This window comes from Streptomyces sp. NPDC058685, assembly GCF_042714725.1.
Lineage (GTDB): Bacteria > Actinomycetota > Actinomycetes > Streptomycetales > Streptomycetaceae > Streptomyces.
On record NZ_JBHXSL010000091.1, the window covers coordinates 1 to 16,722 of the forward strand.

At 71.5% G+C, this 16,722-nt stretch carries 13 protein-coding genes and 2 pseudogenes; 2 read left to right on the forward strand and 13 right to left on the reverse strand.

The features are described 5' to 3' along the window. Positions 1-85 precede the first annotated feature (85 nt). Positions 86-2,641 carry a polynucleotide kinase-phosphatase gene (locus ACFWU3_RS35480; RefSeq protein ID WP_384445602.1) on the reverse strand — a complete coding sequence of 852 codons (2,556 nt, stop codon included), beginning with the start codon at positions 2,639-2,641 and terminating at the stop codon, positions 86-88. Then, entirely contained in the window at positions 2,638-4,197 is a 1,560-nt protein-coding gene (locus tag ACFWU3_RS35485) for a 3' terminal RNA ribose 2'-O-methyltransferase Hen1 (protein ID WP_384445604.1), read from the reverse strand. Before ACFWU3_RS35485 ends, ACFWU3_RS35480 begins: the two co-directional genes overlap by 4 nt. A 173-nt stretch (positions 4,198-4,370) precedes the next feature. On the opposite strand from ACFWU3_RS35485, the gene ACFWU3_RS35490 reads away from it, so the two are divergent. Next, entirely contained in the window at positions 4,371-4,892 is a 522-nt protein-coding gene (locus ACFWU3_RS35490) for a GNAT family N-acetyltransferase (protein WP_384445621.1), read from the forward strand. A 63-nt stretch (positions 4,893-4,955) separates the two neighbouring features. Here the strand turns inward: ACFWU3_RS35490 and mmuM are convergent, their stop codons facing one another. The 9 genes and pseudogenes from mmuM to ACFWU3_RS35535 form a co-directional block, all read right to left on the reverse strand. Beyond that, complete coding sequence (gene mmuM / locus ACFWU3_RS35495; RefSeq protein ID WP_384445606.1) at positions 4,956-5,864, reverse strand: homocysteine S-methyltransferase; 909 nt, start codon at positions 5,862-5,864, stop codon at positions 4,956-4,958. Positions 5,865-5,869: 5 nt separating this feature from the next. Beyond that, positions 5,870-6,793 (reverse strand): LLM class F420-dependent oxidoreductase, encoded by a 924-nt coding sequence (locus tag ACFWU3_RS35500; RefSeq protein ID WP_384445607.1) that lies wholly within the window; start codon positions 6,791-6,793, stop codon positions 5,870-5,872. A gap of 546 nt (positions 6,794-7,339) precedes the next feature. Then, a pseudogene (locus ACFWU3_RS35505) lies at positions 7,340-7,828 on the reverse strand (DUF6099 family protein); the annotation flags it as partial. A gap of 190 nt (positions 7,829-8,018) precedes the next feature. Further along, the gene (locus ACFWU3_RS35510) at positions 8,019-8,351 is read right to left on the reverse strand and encodes a nucleotide pyrophosphohydrolase (RefSeq protein ID WP_384445609.1); all 333 of its coding nucleotides are present in this window, start codon (positions 8,349-8,351) and stop codon (positions 8,019-8,021) included. Beyond that, a complete protein-coding gene (locus ACFWU3_RS35515; protein WP_384445611.1) occupies positions 8,348-9,517 on the reverse strand; it encodes an AAA family ATPase in 1,170 nt (389 codons plus the stop codon). The genes ACFWU3_RS35510 and ACFWU3_RS35515 overlap by 4 nt, the downstream gene beginning before the upstream one ends. 56 nt (positions 9,518-9,573) lie before the next feature. Then, a complete protein-coding gene (locus tag ACFWU3_RS35520; protein ID WP_327679321.1) occupies positions 9,574-9,990 on the reverse strand; it encodes a cell division protein SepF in 417 nt (138 codons plus the stop codon). A gap of 77 nt (positions 9,991-10,067) precedes the next feature. Further along, complete coding sequence (locus ACFWU3_RS35525) at positions 10,068-10,499, reverse strand: nuclear transport factor 2 family protein (RefSeq protein WP_384445613.1); 432 nt, start codon at positions 10,497-10,499, stop codon at positions 10,068-10,070. Between the two features lie 377 nt (positions 10,500-10,876). Beyond that, positions 10,877-12,196 (reverse strand): aldehyde dehydrogenase family protein, encoded by a 1,320-nt coding sequence (locus ACFWU3_RS35530; protein ID WP_384445615.1) that lies wholly within the window; start codon positions 12,194-12,196, stop codon positions 10,877-10,879. Between the two features lie 967 nt (positions 12,197-13,163). Next, positions 13,164-14,627 carry an MFS transporter gene (locus ACFWU3_RS35535; protein ID WP_384445617.1) on the reverse strand — a complete coding sequence of 488 codons (1,464 nt, stop codon included), beginning with the start codon at positions 14,625-14,627 and terminating at the stop codon, positions 13,164-13,166. 197 nt (positions 14,628-14,824) lie between these two features. Here ACFWU3_RS35535 and ACFWU3_RS35540 point away from each other — a divergent pair, with 197 nt between their 5' ends. Continuing rightward, complete coding sequence (locus ACFWU3_RS35540; RefSeq protein ID WP_384445623.1) at positions 14,825-15,265, forward strand: MarR family winged helix-turn-helix transcriptional regulator; 441 nt, start codon at positions 14,825-14,827, stop codon at positions 15,263-15,265. A gap of 219 nt (positions 15,266-15,484) precedes the next feature. Here ACFWU3_RS35540 and ACFWU3_RS35545 read toward each other — a convergent pair whose 3' ends face one another. Further along, positions 15,485-16,276, reverse strand: coding sequence for an ABC transporter permease (locus ACFWU3_RS35545; protein ID WP_384445619.1), 792 nt, complete (start codon positions 16,274-16,276; stop codon positions 15,485-15,487). Beyond that, positions 16,273-16,722, reverse strand: a pseudogene (locus ACFWU3_RS35550) (ABC transporter); the annotation flags it as partial. The pseudogene ACFWU3_RS35550 and the gene ACFWU3_RS35545, both read right to left, overlap by 4 nt.

Sequence of the window (16,722 nt, forward strand, 5' to 3'; positions counted from 1 at the left end):
GGGGCCCCGGCGGGGCGGGCCCCGGGGGGCCCCCCCGCCGCCCGGCGGGCGCGGCCGCCGCCGCGGGCCCACGTCCCTCGGGACGTCACAGCCGCGGGTCCACGGGCTCCGACTCCAGGGCCAGCACCGCGAACACCGCTTCGTGGACCCGCCACAGCGGCTCCCCGTCGGCCAGCCTGTCCAGCGCCTCCAGGCCGAGCGCGTACTCCCGCAGCGCCAGCGAGCGCTTGTGGTTCAGGAACCGTCCGCGCAGGCGCTCCAGGTTCTCCGGACGGGTGTACTCGGGGCCGTAGATGATCCGCAGATACTCACGGCCGCGGACCTTGATGCCCGGCTGCACCAGGCGGCCCTTGCCGTCGCGGGCCAGCGCCCCGAGCGGTTTGACGACCATCCCCTCGCCGCCCCGCCCCGTCATCTCCAGCCACCAGTCGACCCCCGACGCGACCGAGGACGCGTCGGCCGTCTCCACGACGAGCCGGCGGGTGACCTGGAGCAGACCGGTGGGGTCGTGCTCCACCAGGCGGTCCAGCCAGACCAACTGCTCGTCGTGCGGCACGGCCGCGAGCGAACGCCCCCGCACGGCAAGGATCTGGAACGGCGCGAGACGCACGCCCTCCAGCCCCTCGGTCGTCCAGCAGTAGCGCCGGTACGCGTCGGTGAACGCGGCCGCGTCGGCGGCCCGTTCGCGCTGTGTGGCCAGCAGGCCGTCGACCGGGATGCCGCGCGCGACCGCCTTCTCGAGGGCGGCCGTGGCGCCCGGGAAGACCGACCCGGCCGCGGCGCCGACCGCCGCGTACTGCGAGCGCAGCAGCCCCGCGGCCTTCAGCGACCAGGGCATCAGCTCCGCGTCGAGCAGCAGCCAGTCCGTGTCCAGCTCGTCCCAGAGCCCCGCCTCGGTCACGGCCGTTCGCAGTCGTCCCAGGATCTCCTCGGTGACGGCAGGGTCGTCGAAGAAGGGCCGGCCGGTACGCGTGTGCAGGGCGCCCGTCGGTCCCTCGACCCCGAACCGCTCGAGCGCGGCCGCGGCGTCGCGGCAGACCAGCGCCACCGCCCGCGAACCCATGTGCTTCTCCTCGCACACGACCTTCTCGACACCGTCCGCGCGGTACTGCGCGAACGCCTCGACGGGGTGCTCCAGAAAGCCCTCCGCCTTCGAGGTGGCGGTCGGTGCCATCGTCGGCGGCAGATAGGCCAGCAGCCGAGGGTCGACGGCGAAGCGGCTCATGACTTCCAGCGCCGCCGCCGCGTTCTCCTCGCGCACACCGATCCGTGCCATGTGCCGCGTCTCCACGACCCGGCGTCCCTGGACGTCGGCGAGATCCAGCGGCCGGCCCTCGCGTCCGCCCGGCGCCTCGGTGAGCAGGGGCCGGACCGGCTCGTACCAGACCTTCTCGGCCGGTACGTCGACCAGTTCGCGCTCGGGCCAGCGCAGCGCCGTCATCTTTCCGCCGAACACCGCCCCGGTGTCGAGGCAGATGGTGTTGTTGATCCATGAGGTGCTGGGGACCGGGGTGTGGCCGTAGACCACAGCGGCCCGTCCCCGGTAGTCCTCGGCCCACGGATAGCGCACGGGCAGCCCGAACTCGTCGGTCTCGCCGGTCGTGTCGCCGTACAGGGCGTGCGAACGGACCCGGCCGGAGGTGCGGCCGTGGTACTTCTCGGGCAGTCCGGCGTGGCAGACGACCAGGTTGCCCCCGTCCAGGACGTAGTGGCTGACCAGACCGTCGATGAACTCCCGTACCCGCGCCCGGAAGGCGTCGTCCTCCTTGTCCAGCTGCTCGATCGTCTCGGCCAGTCCGTGCGTGTGCTGGACGTTGCGTCCCTTGAGGTAGCGGCCGAGCTTGTTCTCGTGGTTTCCGGGCACGCACAGCGCGTTGCCGGAGGCGACCATGGACATCACGCGGCGCAGCACGCCGGGGCTGTCCGGACCGCGGTCGACGAGGTCACCGACGAACACGGCGGTACGCCCCTCGGGGTGCACGCCGTCGCTGTAGCCGAGCGCGGCGAGCAGCGTCTCCAGCTCGGAGCTGCAACCGTGGATGTCGCCGATGATGTCGAACGGCCCCGTCAGGTGGGTGAGGTCGTTGTAGCGCCGCTCCAGGACGACTTCGGCGGCCTCGACCTCTTCCACGCTGCGCAGGATGTGGACCTTGCGGAAGCCCTCGCGCTCCAGGCCGCGCAGGGAGCGGCGCAGTTCGCGACGGTGGCGCGAGATGACGTGGCGGGGCATGCCGGCACGGTCGGGACGTGCGGCATTGCGTTCGGCGCACACGTCCTCCGGAAGGTCGAGGACGATCGCGATGGGCAGCACGTCGTGCTGCCGTGCCAGCTGGACCAGCTGGCGACGGCTCTCGGACTGCACGCTGGTGGCGTCCACGACGGTCAGCCGTCCGGCGGCGAGCCGCTTGCCCGCGATGTAGTGCAGGACGTCGAAGGCGTCGCCGCTGGCGCTCTGGTCGTTCTCGTCGTCGGCGACGAGCCCCCGGCAGAAGTCGGAGGAGATGACCTCGGTGGGCTTGAAGTGCTTGCGGGCGAAGGTGGACTTGCCCGACCCGGTGGCGCCGATGAGGACGACGAGGGACAGGTCGGTGACGGGGAGCACGCGCTTCGCCGGCGCGGCGTTGGTACTGGTCGTGGTCATGCGGCCTTCGCCTCCTTCTCGGTCCCGGTGGTGTCGTTCCCGGCGTCGTTCCCGCTGTCGGTGTCGCGCTTGCTGCCGCTGTCGTTCGTGGTGTCGTTCCCGGTGTCGCTCTTGCTGTCGTTCCTGGTGAACACGGCCATCTGGGTCGGCGGTCCGACCTCGGGGTCGTCGGGCCCGACGGGGACGAACACGACGCTGTAGCCGTCCCGTTCGGCGACGGCGCCCGCCCAGCCGCGGAACTCCTCGCGCGTCCACTCGAAGCGGTGGTCGCCGTGGCGGACATGTCCGGCGGGCAGCGTCTCCCAGCGGACGTTGTACTCGACGTTCGGCGTGGTCACGATCACGGTCTGCGGCCGGGCGGACCCGAACACCGCGTACTCCAGGGCGGGCAGCCTCGGCAGGTCGAGATGTTCGATGACCTCGCTGAGGACGGCCGCGTCGTAGCCGGTCAGCCGCTTGTCGGTATAGGTGAGCGAGCCCTGCGTCAGGCGGACGCGCGCGGCCTGGCGCTCGCCCATGCGGTCCAGCTTCAGCCGCCGCCCGGCGATGGTCAGCGCGCGCACGGATACGTCGACCCCGACGATCTCGGTGAAGCGCACGTCCTTGAGCAGCGCCTGCACCAACTGGCCCTGCCCGCAGCCCAGGTCGAGCACCCGGCTCGCACCGGCCGCACGCAGCGCTTCGAGGATCGCGTCCCGCCGCTGCACGGCGAGCGGCACGGGCCGTTCCTCGGTGTCGGTCGTCTCGTCGACGGCGTTGTCCACGGCCTCGACCTCGAGGTCGTCGGCCTCGGCGAGGCGGACCAGTTCGAGACGTTCCATCGCCTGCCGGGTCAGCCCCCAGCGCCGTGACAGATAGCGGCTGGTGATGAGCTTCTGCTCCGGGTGCTCGGCCAGCCAGCCCTCGCCCGCCCGCAGCAGCTTGTCGACCTCGTCGGGCGCGACCCAGTAGTGCTTGGCGTCGTCGAGCACCGGCAGCAGCACATACAGCTGCCGCAGCGCGTCGGAGAGCCGCAGGTCCCCCTCCAGCACCAGCTGTACGTAGCGCGAGTCACCCCACTCGGGGAACTGCTCGTCCAGTGCCACCGGCCGCGCGTCCACGGAGGTCCAGCCCAGCGGGCCGAACAGCTTGCGCACCAGCTCGGCGCCACCGCGCGCGGGCATGGCGGGCACCTCGATCCGCAGCGGCAGAGGTGCCTCGGCCCGCTCGGGAAGCGCGGCGCACACACCGCGCAGGGCGCTCTTGAACACGGTGGTCATGGCCACCGAGAGCAGCGAGGACGCCGCGTAGGGGCGGTCGTTGACGTACTGCGCGAGCGCCGCGTCGGGAGCGCCGCCACGGCCCTTGCCCTTGCCGCGCCGCACCAGCGCCACCGGATCCACCTCCAGCAGAAGCGCGGCAGTGCACCGCTCGGCGGTCGCCTCCGGGTAGAAGACGTGTGCCGTGCCGTGCGAGGTGGAGAACGTCTGCGCCTTGTCGGGATGCTTGTGCAGCAGAAAGCCGAGGTCGGTCGCGGGACGCTCTGGGGTGCCGGTGGTGCTGATCGTCAGGAACACCCGTCCGAGTATGGCCGCATTCACCGGTCCCGACCAGGGAATTCCTCGTCGGACGGAAGCCGGGCGACGGGGCGGCGGCCGGCCGCGGCGCACCTGCGATTGCTTCGGGCGCCGGGGAGTCCGGACAGGTGATCCGCATGCGTTCCGGCCGCCCCGCGTGCTACTTCAGCACCATGGACGACCTGGTGACAGCGCGGCTCGTACTGCATCCGATGAGCCCCGGCGACGCGGTACGACTGCTGGCGGGCGAGCCGGACGGCAGCACCCGGTGGGCGCCCGGATACCCGACCGACGGGGACATGGCCGGAGCCAGACGCTTCCTGGATGTCTGCGCGAGCACCGGTGATCCCCAGCCGTTCGGCGCCTATGAGATCCGGCTGCGGGAGAACCGAGAGGCGATCGGCGGGGCGGGCTTCCACGGCCCCGCGGACCACAGCGGCAGCGTCACGATCGGATACGGCCTGATCCCGTCCGCACAGGGCAAGGGATACGCGTCCGAGGCCCTCCGCGCTCTGCTGGCCTTCGCCCGCGCACGCGGCATCACCTGCGTGCGGGGTGACACCGACCGCGACAACATCGCGTCCCAACGCGTCCTGACCGCGGCCGGCATGGAGCAGTTCGCGGAAGACGAGCTCCTGAAGTACTACAAGGTCACCTGGCCCGACGCGTCGGCGATCGCCGGACCTCGCGCCTGAGCGCTGTCCGACCGATCGTGTCCGCCTGTGCGACGGCTTACCGGTCACGGCTACCGGCAGGGTTCAGCCGCCGCCACGCGTGAGAGCGGCGACGCGGGCGATCGTGTCGGGACCGACCCGGCAGCAGCCGCCGATCAGGCGGGCGCCCGACGCCGACCAGTCCGACGAGCGGGCGGGATCGTAGGTCGGCCCGCCCCGCCATCGCCGCGCACCGGCATCCCACCGCTCACCGCTGTTGGGGTACACCACGACCGGCTTTCCGGTCACCGCGGCCACCTGCTCGACCGCGGGTCCGGCGTCGTGCGGCTCGCAGCAGTTGATGCCCACCGCGAGCACCTGGTCGTGCCCGGCGGCCGGTTCACATGCGGCTGCCAGCGGCTGTCCGGCCCGGGTCCGGTCACCCGCGATGCTGTACGACAGCCAGACGGGAATCCCGCAGCCGTCCACCGCGCGCAGCAGCGCCTCCGCCTCGTCCAGGTCCGGCACCGTCTCCAGGGCGAGGACGTCGGGCCCCGCTTCGCACAGGGCCTCGATCCTGGGTCGGTGGAAATGCTCCAGCTCCCGCACGGACAGCCCGTACCGCCCGCGGTACTCGCTCCCGTCGGCGAGCATCGCGCCGTACGGCCCCACCGAGGCCGCCACCCACACCTCGCTGTCCGTGGACTCAGCCGCGGCCCGGGCCAGCCGCACGCTGCGGGCGAACAGCTTCGCCGCCTCGGGACGGCCCACGCCCCGGCGGGCGAAGCCCTCGAACGTCGCCTGATAGGAGGCCGTGATGAGGACCTGCGCACCCGCCCGTGCGTACGCGGCGTGGGCTGCCTCGATCTGCCGTGGATCGTCCGCGAGCAGCCTGGCCGACCAGAGGTCGTCGGACAGATCGCACCCCTGGGCCTCCAGCTGGTTGGAGAGGCCACCGTCGAGGACGACGGTGCCTCCGGCGAGGGCGGCGGCGAGCGAACGGGCGGGCTGCACAGGTGTCAGCTCAGCTGGGGCTGGACCTGAGCGGAGATCAGCTCCAGGTGTTCCAGGTCGTGCAGGTCGAGGACCTGGAGGTAGAGCCGGGACGCGCCGATCACCTCGTACCGACCGATCTTGTCGACGACTTCGGCGGGCGAGCCGGCGAGTCCGTTCGCCTTGAGTTCGTCGACGTCCCTGCCGATGGCGGCGGCTCGGCGGGCCACCTCGGCGTCGTCCTTGCCCACGCAGACGACCAGGGCGTTGGAGTACACGAGGTCACCGGGGGCGCGCCCGGCGGCTTCGGCGGCGGCGCGGACCCGGCCGAACTGGCGCTCGCTGTCCTCGATGGAGGCGAAGGGGATGTTGAACTCGTCGGCGTACTGCGCGGCGAGGCGCGGGGTGCGGGTCGCCCCGTGTCCGCCGATCAGCACCGGGACCTTGCCGTGGACCGGCTTGGGCAGCGCGGGCGAATCGGTCAGCTGGTAGTGCCGTCCTGTGTGGGAGAACGTCTTGCCGACCTCCGTCGCCCAGAGCCCGGTGACGATCGCGAGCTGCTCCTCCAGCCGCGCGAACTTCTCCTTGGGGAAGGGGATGCCGTATGCCTTGTGCTCCTCCTCGAACCAGCCGGCGCCCAGGCCGAGCTCGACCCGGCCGCCCGACATCTGGTCGACCTGCGCGACCTGGATGGCCAGCACCCCCGGAAGCCGGAAGGTGCCCGCCGTCATCAGGGTCCCGAGCCGGATACGGCTGGTCTCCCGGGCGAGCCCGGCCAGAGTGATCCATGCGTCGGTGGGCCCGGGCAGCCCGTCGGCGGAGCCCATGGCGACATAGTGGTCGGACCGGAAGAAGGCGTCGAAGCCGAGGTCCTCGGTCGCCTTGGCAACGGTCAGCAGGGTGTCGTAGCTCGCCCCTTGCTGGGGCTCGGTGAAGATTCGAAGATCCATACATCCATCCTGCACCTTCGAGGGTGAGTCAACCCCACCGTCGCGGCCAGGCCCGCCCTGCCACGGTCGGGTGAACACGCCCCGGCGCACAGGACCGGTCACGGCCCACCGGCGCCCGCCCCCGCACCCGGCCCCCGAGCCCGCACCGGCACCGGCACCGCACCCGCACCCGCACCCGCACCCGCACCCGGACCCGCACCCGCACCCTCCTCGGCACCCGAGCCCGCACCACCCCGGCCCACGAGCCCGCGCCGCCCCCGGCGTACGCACCCGAGTCACCTCCGCCACCCGCACCCGCACAGCCCCCAAGCGCCGCACCCGTCACGCTGTACCCGCCGCCGAGTCCACCGCGTCCGGCATGGCCACAGGCCCGGACGTCGCGGGCGTCCCTGCTGCGCCCGACAGCTCCAACGGCCCGGACCTGCCGGGTGGCACCGGCGGCCCCGTCTGCGTCTGCCCGGAAGCGCCACCCGGGCACGGCGGACCGGTCCCGGACGGCTTCGTCAGGCGGTCCGCCGGAGAGTCACTCCGAACGGACGGGGCGGCGGCCGCAGGCCCGGCTCTCCCTCTCACCGCATCAGGCGGTCTCGCCGCTTCTCGCGCCGTCAGCCGGCGCAGCATCCCGCGCACCCGGTCATTCGATTCGTCGGCCGCGTCTATGGCCTCGATGCACTGCCAGTACAGACCCTCTTCGTCGGTACCGCAGGCCACGCCGACCAGGGCGATCCCCACATCGCCCAGCAGCGCGCCGAGCCCGAGCAGCGTCTCCCGCGCGTCGGCCACCCCGGAGAGCTGCGCGGCTCTGATCCCGGCGCTTCGGACTGCCGGGTGGTCCAGGGCCACACCGCCGCCTCCACCGATCTCGCTGAGCCCGCGCGCCTCGCCTCTCACCTCCAGTGGCCCGTGGGCCGCCAGCCTGTCTCCGATCGCCTGGGCGAGGGCCTGGGCCTGCCAGGCCTCCGCCACGATGTCCGGCACTTCCCTGCTCTGCGCCAAGGCATGTCGACTCGCGTCGATGAGCCGCTCCGCGTCCATGAACGCCGCCCCCGTTCGTACGACTTACTGCCCACTCAGTTCATTACCCAGAGTGAAGGCGGTTGAGCCTGAACGCCAGAGGAATTCGGAAATCTGTGGACAGCAAGGCGGTTGTGGATAAGTAGACAACTCCGGAGAGTGACAGAAGCATGATCAACAGGCTTCCGGACCCTCCCATTCCACCTGGAGTTCACTTCACCGGGAAGCGGGCCTCATTGCGGTCGATCTTGTCGGAGAGCGCCGACAGCGCGTCCACACCGAGCACTTCGCAGAACTGGAGCAGGTACGCCAGCACATCGGCGACCTCGTCCCGCACCCGGTGCGCCTTCTCCTCGTCGTCCATCACCCGCGCCGACTCCTCGGGCGTCAACCACTGGAAGATCTCCACCAGTTCGGCCGCCTCGACGCTGAGCGCCACCGCCAGATTCTTCGAGGTGTGGTACGGCTCCCAGCCGCGCGCCTGAGCGAATTCGGCGAGCCTGCGCTGCAACCCGGCCACATCCAGTCCGTCGTGTCTCGTCACGGGACCAGATCTACCACCGTCGCGCCCTCGACCCCGCGCGCGAAGCCCGCGTCGGCGACGGCCCCCACCAGCCGTACATGCCCGCGGGCCGTCATCTCCGCCGCGAGGAGGGCCAGTTCGCGTGCCTGCCGCGGGTCGAGACAGCGGTCGAAGCCGTCCGCGAGGACGGTGAGAGACTGATACGCGGACGGCACCTCGGCCGCCTGGTCCATCGCGAGCACGCCGGGGCCGGTGAGCAGTACCAGCGCGAGTCCCAGATACCTCAACTCGCCCTCCCCGAGCCGCCCCACGGGTGTCGCGTCCCGTCCCTCGCCGCGCCCGAGCAGAGCTCGTACCGTCCCGTCGCCCAGTTCCTCCACGGCCAGATCCGCCACCTCTCCGGCGCATCCCGTACGGGCCGCCGCCGCCAGCCGGGCATGGCGCTTGGCGCACTCGCTGCGCGTGCGGTGCAGCACTTCGGCGAGGTTGTCGCAGCCCCGTCGCAGCCTGCCCTCCCCCGCCGCCACCGGCCGGCGCATGCCGTACGGCTGCGGGTCGCAGGCGAAGACCGAGCGCAGCGCGACCACCACCTGTTCGGCAGCGGCCAGCACGCGTAACTGGCCGTCCGTCTTGCCGGCCACGCGCAGGGGCAGCAGCGCTGTGCCGAGCCGGTCGTCGGGGAGCGGTGCGCGGGTGACGGACACGGACCCGGCGGTGTGCCAGGCCGCCTGGACCGTGGACCGTCCGGGGTCGCGCAGCGCTGTGGTGAGCAGGGTCTGGCGGCCGCAGGTCAACCGCTCGCCGACGATGCGTAGTTCGGGTTCCGCCTGGACGGCGAGGTCGAGCCGTACCGGGCCCGCGGGACCGTCGACCGTGCAGCCGACGCGGAATCCCCGCCGCCCCTGGGCGTCGGGCCCCGCCGACTCCGGCACGCAGGCCGCCGGGTCCGGGAACGCCTCGTCGAGTTCGTCGCCCGCGCCGAGCCGCGCCAGCGCCTCGTACGCCTGCAGGACACTGGACTTGCCGCTGCCGCTCGGTCCGGCGAAGAGCGTGAGCGGGGCGACCGGGAACGTCGCTCCCCGGTGTTTACGGAAGGCGGACAACCGCAGTTCGGTGACGGTCGGGCGAGCACTGGATGCGCCGGCCGGCACGGAATCAGGGCCGGTGAGCGGGCTGCTGGTGGTCATGAACCGGACGGTACGCAGCGCTCGACACGCCGAACCGTTCCGCCTCGGCGACCTTCCTACGAACGGGGGACGGAGCGGCTCAGGGTGTCGGTGGCGGCCGCCAGGCCCTCGACCTCGGTGCCGACGGGGGCCAGCAGAAAGACGTTCCGGTCGACGCGGTGCATGGCACTGCCGAGACCGAAGACGACCCCGCTGCTGAAGTCCAGGATGCGCTTGGCGACATCGGTGTCGGCGCCGGTCAGGTCCAGCAGGACGGGAATCTGCGCGACCAGGTACTCGGCCACCTCGCGCGCGTCGGCGAAGACCTGCACGCGCAGGACGACGAAGCGGCGCTGCTCGACGGCCTCGTAGTCATGGGGAACGGTCCGGTGGTCGACACGCGACGGCCACTCGTTACGGCTGCGCAGGGGGACGACCTGGGCGAGGCCCTCCCACTGCTCGTCGGTGACGTCGTACCTCTCGTACCTACTCATGCTCCCCATCCTGGCGCGCCTCACCCGTTCGGCCCAACAGCGACACGGGTGAGTCGGGCACGGATCGGGCGCCCGGGTCAGCCCTCGGCCGGTGCGGACACGAGGCCGTCGGCGACCAGACCCGCGAACACCGCGTCCGACATGGCCTGCACGGCGGACAACGGGCGGACCATCACGGTGAACTCCTTGATCCGTCCCGACTCGTCGAACTGAAGAAGGTCGAGCCCATGGATCTGCTTGCCGTTGACCGTGGCGCGGAAGACCAGGATCTCGGACGGCCCCTCCTTGCCGTCCGCGGTCTCCCCCGTGCCGTCGAGCCGTCCGACGTAGCGGAACTCCTCGAACGTACGGAACAGGACGTTGCACAGGCCGATCACCATCGGCCTGCCCTCGAAGGGCTTGAACTTCACCGGGCTGTAGAAGCGCACGTCCTCGGTGAACAGATCGTCCAGAGCGGCGAGGTCACGGCTCTCCACGGCTGCGCGGAATCGGTCGGTGGTGCTCGTCATGGTTCCTCCAGGCTTCCCGGGCTGACTCTGCATGGAACGCCATAGTCAGAATAGTGACTAGTCAGTTTCTTGAGTATCACGCGGAGTGCGGGAGACGGAAGGGGTGAACGCGGACTCGACGGCCGCGGCGGTGCCGACCGGACCTCGGCGCCATGCTGCTGGGCACCGCCACCGAGGAGGCGACATCGTTCGCCGCCACCGGCGAGGCGACATCGTTCGCCGCACCCGACCGCTGCGTCGAGGCGGACGGCACCGTCATCGGCACCGCCGTCACCTACGCCTTCCGGCACACCGGACGCCCCCGGAGCTCACGGAGCGGCAGCGGGGGCGGCTGGATGCGGCGTGCTGACCTGGCGGGCAGCCGAGTGGGCGGGCCCTCAGCCCAGCGGCTTCTCCAGAACGGCCTTGCGGTGGCTGAACGTCTCGATCGAGTACCGGCCGTGGTAGTTGCCCATCCCGCTCTCGCCCACTCCGCCGAACGGCAGGTCGGAGACCGTGAGATGCGCGAGCGGCAGACCGAACCCGAGGCCGCCGGAGGACGTCTCCGCGGCGAGCCGCCGGCGGGTGTCGGCCGACTCGGTGAAGGCGTACAGCGCCAGCGGCTTGTCGCGGTCGTTGATGAAGTCGATGGCCTCGTCCAGTCCGGCAACGGTGACGATGGGCAGGACCGGGCCGAAGATCTCCTCCTGCATGACCGGGGCGCCGGGGTCGACATCGGCCAGGACGGTCGGGGCGATGTACTTGCGGTCGCGGTCGGTGGCGCCGCCGAGCACCACGCGTCCGGAGTCCAGCAGGCCGCTGAGCCGGTCGAAGTGGCGTTCGTTGACGATCCGGCCGTACTCGGGCGAGATCGCCGGCTCGGCGCCGTACAGCTGTCGCACGGCCTCGGTCAGGGCGGGTTCCAGGGCGCGGGCCGTTTCCGGATCGGTGAGGACGTAATCGGGTGCGACGCACGTCTGGCCCGCGTTGAGGAACTTGCCGCGCGCCAGACGGGCGGCGACCGTGGCGAGATCGGCATCCCGGTCGACGAACACGGGCGACTTGCCGCCCAGTTCGAGCGTGACCGGTGTGAGGTGCCGGGCCGCGGCCGCCATGACGATGCGGCCGACGGTTCCGTTGCCGGTGTAGAAGATGTGGTCGAAGCGCTCCGCGAGGAGAGCGGTGGTCTCGGGAATCCCGCCTTCGACGACGGCCACCGCGTCGGTGTCGAGGAACCGCGGCAGCAGGCGCGCGAGGACGAGGGAGGTGGCCGGGGCCATCTCGCTGGGCTTGGCCACCACCGCGTTGCCCGCGGCCAGCGCGCCGATCATGGGCGTCAGCAGCAGTTGGACGGGATAGTTCCACGGCGCGATGACAAGGACGACGCCCAGCGGGTCGTACTGGGTCCAGGCCGTCGCCTCACCGATGTGCGCGGGGACGGGCGCGGGCTCCGGGCGCAGCCAGTCGTCGAGGTGCTCCAGGGTGTGGTCGATCTCGCGCACCGTGAAGTCGATCTCGGTACGGAAGGCCTCGGTGGAGCTCTTGCCGAGGTCGGCGTGGAGGGCGTCGGCGAGGTCGGTGCCGTGCTCGGTGAGCATCTCGCGCAGCCGGCGGAGCTGGGCCGTACGCCAGTCGACGGGGGCTGTACGGCCTGCGCGGTACGTGGCCCGCAGACGGGCGACGATGTCGGCGGGCTGCTCGGGGCTGTGCTGGTTCACGGTTCCTCGCTGATGACGTGGGGGCTTCCGGTCGGTCGTTGTAGATACCAACGTTCTGGCGGACGGAGACATTCCGACGCTGGTGTGCGACTTCCCCGTGAGGGCGGGGGTACGGCTTCCCCACGGGAACGGAGGGACCGCTGCGGGGGCGAGGCGGGGTGCGGCCGCTCCCCGGGGGCGGTGGCTGCCCGGCGCAAGGCGGTGGGCGCGCCCTCTCCCGCGCGAGCGGAGGTACGGCGCTGCCGGGTTGAGGCAGGAGCTCGCCGCTCCGGAGAGCGGTTGAGGGGCAGCCCGGCGCGAGGCGGTGACCTCCGCTCCCGCCCGAGCGGAGGTACGGCAGCGGTGGCGACGGGGTACGGATTCGCAGCGCGAGCGGAGATACAGCCGCGCGGAGCGAGCGGCGTGGGAGACGCCGGGGGATGAGGTACGGGCGCATTCCCGCGCGAACGCACGTACCGCTGTGGCCGCGCCGCGGGGTGCGGCTCTCCGGTACGAGCCGGTGGGCAGGTCACCCACCCGAGCGGAGGCGCGGCTCTCCCGCGCGGGCGGAGGTACGGGTCGCCCACCCGAGCGGAGGCGCGGCTCTCCCGCGCGGGCGGAGGTACGGGTCGCCCACCCGAGCGGAGGCGCGGCTCTCCCGCACGAACGGAGGTGCGGTTCTCCGGCGCGCGCGGAGGTTCGACTGCCGGGGCGCGGTGCCGGCGATCGGGGCCCGCGCCCCGCTCAACAGTGAGACGTTCACCTCCGGCCACACCATCGAGACGTGCATCCGGCCGGCCGGAGCCGTTCGAGGGTGACCACGCCTGGATGGGCATCCTCAGCCGGCAGGGCCGCAACGACGACACGCACTTCGTGAACCGGGCACTGACGCCACGGGAGTTCATGGCCTCACAGGCGGGAGCGACCGAGGGGGCCGGACGGTGCGCCGGCCCCTCGACCCGCCCCCCGGCCCGCGTCGCACCGCGTGTCAGGCCCGCGCCTGCGGCACCGTGGCCGAGGGCTGCTCGCCGCCTTCGGGCAGCGGCGCCGCGACCACGGCGCGGACGGGGATGAGCGCGGCCACGACCGCGGCCGCCAGACCCACGCAGCAGCCGATGATCACGGCGACCCGGAATCCGCTCTCCGACGGCAGGGCGTAGCCGCCGAAGTCAGTGGTCATCTGAGCCAGCACCACACCGATGACGGCGGCGGACACGGAACTGCCGATCGACCGCATCAGGGTGTTGAAGCTGTTCGCCGACGCGGTCTCCGACCGCGGCACCGCGCCCATGATGAGGGCGGGCATGGCCCCGTAGGCGAAACCCACCCCGGTGTTGCAGACGATGGTCACCGCGAGCAGTCCCCAGGTGGAGCCCGAGCCGGTCATCGGTACGCACAGGCCGTAGCCGGCGGCGATGACCAGACTGCCGACGGCCAGGGTGACCTTGGGCCCCTTGGCGGCGGAGAGCTTGGCCCCGAGGGGCGACATCGCCATCATCATCAGACCGGCGGGGGCCATCCACAGGCCCATGGCGAGCATGGACTGTCCGAGACCGTAGCCGGTCGCCTCGGGCAACTGGAGCAGCTGCGGGACGACCAGCGACTGCGCGTACATCGCGAACCCGACCAGGACCGAGGCCGCGTTGGTCATCAGGACCTGGGGCCGGGCGGTCACCCGCAGATCGACCAACGGGTCGGCAATCCGCAGCTCCCATCGACCCCAGGCCAGCAGCACGACGACAGTGGCGGCGAACAGGCCGAGGGTGGTGGGGCTCCCCCAGCCCCAGTCGGCGCCCTTCGAGACGGCAAGCAGCAGACAGACCAGCGCGGTGCCGAGCCCGACGGCGCCGAGCCCGTCGAAGCTGCTTGTTCCGGTGACCTGTCGGCCGGCGGGAACGACGACCCGGATCAGGGCCGCGACCGCGAGCGCCAGGGCCGCGACGACCCAGAACAGCACGCGCCAGCTCACGTTCTCGGCGATCGCCGCCGAGAACGGCAGGCCGAGCGCGCCACCCACGCCCATGGACGCGCTCATGATCGCGATGGACGAACCGAGCTTCTCGGCCGGGACCACGTCGCGCAGCAGGCTGATACCGAGCGGCACGACGCCCATGCCCAGCCCCTGGAGACCTCGTCCGGCGATCATCGGGACGACGGAGGAGGACAGGGCGCAGACGACGGAGCCGAGGACGAGCGGGGCCAGCGAGACCAGCAGCATGCGCCGCTTGCCGTACATGTCACCGAGGCGCCCGGCGACGGGGGTGGCCACGGCGGCCGCGAGCAGCGTCGCGGTGATCACCCACGAGGCGTTGGACGCCGAGGTGCCGAGCAGCTTCGGCAGCTCCACGATCAGCGGCACCACCAAGGTCTGCGTGAGCGCGGCCACGATGCCCGCGAAGGCGAGGATGCCGACGACACCGCCGGGGCGGGCTGCGGGCTCGGAACGGTCCACGGGTACTCCTCGTGCTCTGCGGGTCCTGGTGCGGCGCGGTCGGTGCCGTCGATACCGGGCACGCCGATGTGCACCATACAGTCAATATGCATCATGCACATCAAATGCATCATACATACGACCCGTGGTATATCTGAACCCGAGGCGCCCTCTCGCGAGGAGGGTGTGTCAGGACCCGAAGGAAGCCGCGCGTGGACATGCCCCTTGCCCAGATCGAGTTCGAGACCATGCTGCTCGGGCGGTACATGAACCTGCTGTCCCACCGGAGCAACCGCCTACTCGACCGCAGCGCCTACATCCTGCTCAGCCGCATCCAGGCGGAGGGGCCGATGTCGATCAGCCAGCTCAGCGACGCGTTCGGCCTGGACACCTCCACCCTCAACCGGCAGACCGCCGCGATGATGCGCGCCGGGGTCGTCGAGCGCATTCCCGACCCGGAAGGGGGTATCGCCCGCAAGTTCTCCATCACCCCCGAGGGCGAGCGCCAGTTGGAGTCGGACCGCGCCCAGAATCTGGACGGTCTCTCGAAGGTGCTGGCCGACTGGACCCCGAAGGAGGCAGGCCAACTGGCGGCCTGCCTGGACCGTCTGAACCGCGACATCGAGCGCCTCGACGGGCGGCCCTGGCCGCGCACCTGAGGTCGCCGCATCCGGCCTCCGAAGCCTCGACTCCGATGGCCGGAGCCAGGGTTGTGGAGCCCCCGAAGCGCGAGGCGGAAACCGACGGGGCGGCGTACGCCGACGCGTGTCGGAGTACGCCGCCCCGGAGGACGATCTGCCAGGCCGCGGCCCGCAAGCCGCTGTCCCGTACTTGGGGGTCGTACCGCGTGCGTCGGGTCCTACCGCGCACGTCGGGTCCTACTTCGGGTCGCGGTTGAACACCGACTTCGACCACACGTAGCCGAGGACGGCGAGCCCCACGCACCAGACCACGGCCAGCCATCCGTTGTGGCCGATCTCGGTGCCGAGCAGCAGACCGCGGAGCGTCTCGATGGCCGGGGTGAAGGGCTGGTACTCGGCGATGGGCTGGAACCAGCCCGGCATCGCGTCGACCGGGACGAAGGTGCTGGAGATGAGCGGAAGGAAGATCAGCGGCAGGGCGTTGTTGCTCGCCGCCTCGGCGTTCGGGCTGATCAGGCCCATCCCGACCGCGATCCAGGTGAGCGCCGTGGCGAAGAGCACGAGCAGTCCGAGCGCCGCGAGCCACTCCAGAACCGTCGCGTCGGTGGAACGGAAGCCGATGGCCACAGCGACGGCACCGACGAGGACCACGCTGGCGACCGCCTGCAGGACGCTGCCGACGACGTGCCCGATGAGGACGGAGCTGCGGTGGATGGCCATGGTGCGGAAGCGGGCGATGATGCCTTCGGACATGTCGGTGGAGACGGAGACCGCGGTGCCGATCGTGGTGCTGCCGATGGTCATCAGCACAATGCCCGGGACGAGATACGCGATGTACTCGGATCTGTCGGCTCCGCCGCCGCCGATGCCCGCGCTCATCACGTCACCGAAGATGTAGACGAAGAGCAGGAGCAGCATGACCGGGGTGAGCAGCAGGTTCAGGGTCAGCGAGGGATAGCGCCGTGCGTGGAGCAGGTTGCGCCGCAGCATGGTGTTCGAGTCGCGGACGGCGAGAGAGAAGGCGCTCATCGGACGTTCTCCTTGGACTGGTTGGGGACGGCAGTGGGGACGGCAGTGGGGGCGGCGGCGGGGCCGGTCAGGGCGAAGAACACGTCGTCGAGGTCGGGGGTGTGCACGGTCAGTTCGTCCGCCTCGATGCCCGCGGAGTCCAACCAGTCGAGGATGGAACGCAGTTCGCGCTGGCTGCCGTCGCTCGGGATCTGGAGCGACAGCGACTCGTCGTCGCGGGTGACCTCACCCAGGGCGACGGCTGCCGACTGATACGCCGTCGGGTCGGTGAACCGCAGCCGCACATGCCCGCCGGGGATCAGCCGCTTCAGCTCGTCGGCGCTGCCTTCGGCGACGATCTTGCCCCCATTGAGGACGGCGATGCGGTCGGCGAGTTCATCGGCCTCTTCGAGGTACTGGGTGGTGAGGAAGACGGTGACCCCGCCGGAGACCAGCTCGCGGATGAT